Source organism: Deltaproteobacteria bacterium (genome assembly GCA_019308995.1).
Lineage (GTDB): Bacteria > Desulfobacterota > Desulfarculia > Adiutricales > JAFDHD01 > JAFDHD01.
In genome coordinates this window covers 1-5,443 of the sequence record JAFDHD010000164.1, presented here as the reverse complement: position 1 = coordinate 5,443, position 5,443 = coordinate 1, and the positions used below count along the sequence as shown (strand labels likewise).

The following is a 5,443-nucleotide window of genomic DNA, read 5'->3' as shown; positions in this document are numbered from 1 at the left end:
ACGCGTTTGATCTTGAAGAAATCATCTACTGTAATCGGACGTAAAGTTGACTGTTTTTGAGCAGATACATAAGAGAATGATGTCAATAGAAAAACAAAAAATACTATTAAAGTTGTAATCTTTCTGAAATTCATAAATTCCTCCTTACTACCATTTTAATAACATTCATTTTTTTATTAAACTTTTTTCACTACCTTTATCTTCCTTGCTCCTGCTTTATAAGAATTTCTTTTTTTGCCTTTTCTCCAAATCTCCTCCAATTTTCAGTAATTTTCACCTGCTGGCATTCTGGAATGAACGTATCACAGGTAAAAAAATAATGTCATGGATATAACGAAATCTTTGCCCCGACACATCATTTTCGTTGTGGTACAACAACCGGCCCAATGCCTTCTTGCTTAAGCAGCCTGTTAAATTCCGCAATATCTTCTTTTATAATGCTTTCATATTCCTTGACTAAAACATCCCACTCTGCCTTCAGATCGACGAGTCGGGCTCTGGCGCTGGCAGAGACAGGTGCATCCATGCGATCGCTCGATTGCAGCAAATACACGAGTTGCGCATCCAGCATATTTGGGTAATTGATTTCGTCCTCAAGTGTTTCGTACTTTGGCTGAGTGACTTTTGCTTCCCAGGCGGCGATGCGCGCGCTTAAACTATCCGCACTTGCCTTGATATCTTGATGGCGGGCATGATTTTTAGTCAGGCCGGCAAGCATCAGCGCCTGATCGCGGGCGGCACGCAACTTTTCGAGACGGGTAATCAGGCTGCTGAGGATGGAAGCAATTTTTGTGAGATGAGCATCGAGTTCGGCGAACTGCGCTGCTGGAATATCGTCCCTCGGATCAGGTGCTACTTTAAAACTTCTTGTCTTGCTGTATCCACCAACGGTGACTCGAACCTGATAGCCGCCGGGGATAACACGAGCGCCCTGCAGGCCTGCGAACAAGCGCATATTGGCGATACAGCGAAATCCGTCCCGCCGCAGGTCCCAGACCCAGCGGTTGAGGCCTTTTTTCGCTTTATGATCACGAGCGCGGAAAGGTTGTCTGACATCTGTATTCGCAGCCATACATTCGTTGCGCTCCGGATCGGCTTTCACAGTACGTACGACCTGCCCTGAACTATCGAGAATTTCGAATGTTACCTTTCCTGCATCTTTGCCCGGATCATCTTTCAGGTAATAATAGACAACTGCTTTTCCATTCGGGATTCTATAAGCATCGGCTGGTTGAAAAACATACAGATCAGTATCTTCAAGTGAAGCCTTGAGCTGACGTAATGGCGCCGGATTGTCGAGTATCCAAAAACCTCGTCCCTCAGTTGAGGCTACAAGGTCACCTTGCCGCAGTGTGAGATCCGAGACCGGAACTTTCGGTAGATTGAGCTGCAAAGACTGCCAGTCAGAACCGTCATTAAAGGAAACGAAAACACCGGACTCCGTTCCAGCATAGAGGAGGCCGGGTCGTTCCGGATCTTCGCGGACCACCCTGACGAAAGTATCGTCCGGCAGCCCATTGACGATCTTGTGCCATTTCCCGCCATAATTTTCGGTCTTGTAGATGGATGGCATAAAATCATTCGATCTGTGACCATCAACCGCGATATATACCTTTGCCGGATCATGGGGCGAAACTTCGATGGCATTGATAAAGGCCTCGCCGACGCCGCTTGGTGTTACATTTTTCCAGTTTTTGCCGCCATCGCGGGTGAGATGCACGAGTCCATCGTCACTGCCGACCCAGATGGTGCCCTTTTCATGGGGCGACTCAACGATATAAAAGATGGTATTGTATGCATCTCCGTCAAGTTCATTGGTAATGGGGCCGCCCATCTTGCCCTGTTGCGCCTTATTATCGGTAGTGAGATCGGGGCTGATTTCGGTCCAGGTGCAGCCGCGGTCATTGCTGCGCAAAAGCACGTTTGCTCCGTAATAAATGATCTTCGGATCATGAGGAGATAGGATGACCGGTGGATGCCAGGCGGCGCGATATTTATGCTCTTTGGGATCTACTCCAAGTGTATATTGCGGATAGACTTTAAGAAGCCGCGTCCGACCCGTTTTCCGGTCGAATTCCGTCAGGCTAAGATTGTTACTTGTTGAATAAATCAGGCGCGGATTATCCGGGTCGAATGCTATTTGGGATCTCTCCCATCCATGTACCGAATAAAAATCACTGCTGTCGGATTGGCTCGACATACCAATAGCCCCATAGTCCTGTTGGGCACCGTAAAGGTGATATGGGAAACGATTGTCGGTCACAACCCGGTAGAATTGACCCAGCGGCTGATTATCATGGCCGGACCAGGTTTTACCACCATCGAAAGTTACGGCCCCGCCACCGTCATCGCCACAAATCATGATTTTATTGTTGGTCGGGTGAATCCAGAGATCATGATGATCACCGTGAGGAGCGCTCATAGAGATGTAGGTCCTGCCACCGTCAATCGATTTGAGGAGCGTAACATTTAAAACATAGACCGTGTTTTCGTCTTTGGTATCAGCAGTGATGTGATTATAGTACCAGGCACGCGCGATTGCGATGCGCCCGCTGTTGACCCTTTGCCAGTTTAAACCGGCATTGTCGGAGCGATAGAGGCCGCCTTCTTCCGCCTCAATGATGGCGTATACCCGCTCCGGATTAGCCGGTGATACAGCGACGCCGATCTTGCCGACGAACTCGGGCAGACCGTTTTTTAACTTCTTCCAGGTGTCGCCGCCATCAGTGGTTTTATAGATACCGCCGCCCGGGCCACCGGAGCGGACAAACCAGGGTTTGCGACCGTTGTCCCACATGGCGGCATAGAGGATACGCGGGTTATGGACATCCATGGATAAATCAGACGCGCCGGTCTCTGCATTGGTCCTGAGGATGAGTTCCCAGGTCTTGCCGCCATCCTTCGAGCGGTAGACGCCGCGTTCTTCACTGGCTCCCCAGGGATTTCCCTGGGCCGCCACATAAACGATATCTGGATCAGTCGGGTGAATGCGGATCTTGGATATCTGCCGTGTGCCTTCGAGCCCCAGATGGGTCCAGCTTTTGCCGGCGTCGGTGGATTTATAAACACCGTCACCGTGCGTGGTGGTCTGATTCCTGACCGGCGACTCCCCCATGCCAGCATAAACCACATTCGGATCGGACAGCGAGACAGCAACCGCACCAACGGAGCCGGTATTGAAGAATCCATCGGAGATATTGTTCCATGTCTGTCCTGCATTCTCCGTTTTCCAGATCCCGCCACCGCTCGCGCCCATATAATAAACATTAGGCTGGCTCGGTACGCCGGTTACGGTGGTGACCCGTCCGCCGCGAGAGGGGCCGACATAGCGCCATTTTAAGGCTTTGTAGAGCGCCGGATTGACGCCGGGCCCGGACTTTGCGAATACGCCCGGATTAGCAATGTTCCAAAGTAAAACAAAACTGAATAATATTAGTGATCTGCGCATGATTACCTCCTATTAGTAATTAAAAATCTCATCAGAAACCGGGGTTTCTTTACTAAAGATTCAAATTCTTCTTTGATGCATTCCAGGGATACGTATCGCATCATTCCATGGTCTTCAGGATCGTATCGAATCGGCGGCCCATCTCTTTTTCATTCTTGGAACGGGAAATCCCTAACAAGAGGTTGTCTAAACGAATGGCTCCTACGAATCCCTGGTAGGGAACCTCCCGGAACAGAATAGTCCGCTTTTTATGTTTTTTTACTTTCCATTTCGCTGCCAACTGCTCCCAGATTTCATCGGAGGACATACCAGACTCCGGAAGCATCAGGAAAACATCATACACATTATTCGTTTTCTTTCCATTGTATTTTGCATGTACACAATTGTTTAATTCTTTCAGGCCCAGAAAAACGGACCTCGTAAATCCCTCCGACACTATAACCTTATTGCCGGATTTCGGAAGCAGTTCTAATTCAGCGGGCATATCTTCGCTTCCCAGAAGAGCTTTGGCTACAGATGCCAGCAATGCCTTACCAGTCTTTTCATCGATCTTACCTTCAAACGTTTCGATCTTCACAAAAAAACGATCCTTTAACAGCAGGCATTGATATGGTGGCGAGAACACTCCTTCAGTCCCTATAGAATGCCTTTCCGTATTATCAGGACGTTCGAAAATTGGAATGATTCTCCGCCAGCTTCTCCAATATATTGGATTGCTTCACCTCCGTTTGCGGGTATCATGTAATATGACATTTTCTTCCCGTTCCGATCCCAATCTAGTTCTGTTTTTGAATAGAATACCCAATCCCTATCCGGAGATAATATTACATTACCTATTTCGACAAATTCTAACCGTTCATCCACTGTCATTGGTCGTTTGCCATTAGTCTGAGCAAAGAGAGTAGTCCAGGTAAATACAACAGCGAATACAACAACAACCAATCTTTTCAATATATCCTCCTTTAAAACAATCAATTTATACAATAAACCTTCAGCAAATTCGTCTTTAAGTGTCGAAAATCTCCTATAAAAAACAAATGGCAGGAATACAATAAATATGAGTTCGCATTTTTCCCTCGTTTGCATGTCATGATTAAAATCGATTATTCCTCACACTAATATTATACAATTAAATCTAATTTATACTTAATTGTCAAATTTATGTATCATTTCGTTCTATTGCCCGTAAACTGACCCTAATGTCAAGACGATCCTAGCTTCAATCCCCTGCTGATCCTGCGATTACTCCTTTACTCATTTACTCAAGCTTCATAATGACTAGAAGTGTCTACATCCAATCCAGCATCAAATTGATGAGGATTGCACTAGACGTCGTAGATATCAGAAACGTTCCCACCCCATTTCAGGATCCAATTAGAACATATTGAGAACACAATAAGGGTACGAACAGAGCAGCCAAAACAATTAGATGTTTATTTTCTATGAAGTGAAGTTGGCAGCGCTACCGGCATTCGAACCCTGGTCTGATGGCTGAGAACCACATATCCCAATTAAAAAATAGAGGGCTGCCCAAGTGGCAAATAAGCGCCAAAATTGATTGAAAAGCACTGAAAAAACGGAATCAGAATTGAAAGGAATTAACTTTAAAAATCGAATTTTCCAGGAAAAAACTGGGCCGGAGGAGGGCGTTGAGCTCACACTCACCTGAGGTGAACTGGATTTTGAGTCCAGCGCATCTTTTATTCTTTTATTTTTGAATTTATTATCGCTAATGAAAAGTCTCAGAGTCAAATTTTAAATGAAACTGTGACCAAAACTGTGGCCGGTTTTGGCAACGGTAGCATGGAAACCACGTAATGCAGGTGTTTATCGCTAAGGTGAGCGTAAATCTCGGTCGTCCGGATGGATTTGTGTCCCAGGAGCTTCTGAACCGCCCGGATGTTGCCTCATGTGGTCAATTGAATGGAAATTAATTGAATATTATAAAAATTAGAGGTAGATCAAAAAATTTCCAATAATTTTCTTATCTCTCCT

At 46.2% G+C, this 5,443-nt stretch carries 3 protein-coding genes and 1 pseudogene; all 4 read right to left on the bottom strand.

Features of this window, described 5'->3' with window-relative positions:
• Window positions 1-355 precede the first annotated feature (355 nt).
• The 4 genes and pseudogenes from JRI95_16170 to JRI95_16155 all read right to left on the bottom strand — a co-directional run bounded on the left by JRI95_16170 (window position 356) and on the right by JRI95_16155 (window position 5,352).
• Window positions 356-3,448, bottom strand: coding sequence for a glycosyl hydrolase (locus tag JRI95_16170; GenBank protein MBW2063079.1), 3,093 nt, complete (start codon window positions 3,446-3,448; stop codon window positions 356-358).
• Between the two features lie 100 nt (window positions 3,449-3,548).
• Window positions 3,549-4,025 carry a hypothetical protein gene (locus tag JRI95_16165; protein MBW2063078.1) on the bottom strand — a complete coding sequence of 159 codons (477 nt, stop codon included), beginning with the start codon at window positions 4,023-4,025 and terminating at the stop codon, window positions 3,549-3,551.
• A 59-nt stretch (window positions 4,026-4,084) separates the two neighbouring features.
• Window positions 4,085-4,399 carry a hypothetical protein gene (locus JRI95_16160; protein ID MBW2063077.1) on the bottom strand — a complete coding sequence of 105 codons (315 nt, stop codon included), beginning with the start codon at window positions 4,397-4,399 and terminating at the stop codon, window positions 4,085-4,087.
• Between the two features lie 797 nt (window positions 4,400-5,196).
• Window positions 5,197-5,352: pseudogene (locus tag JRI95_16155) on the bottom strand (tyrosine-type recombinase/integrase).
• Window positions 5,353-5,443: the final 91 nt, after the last annotated feature.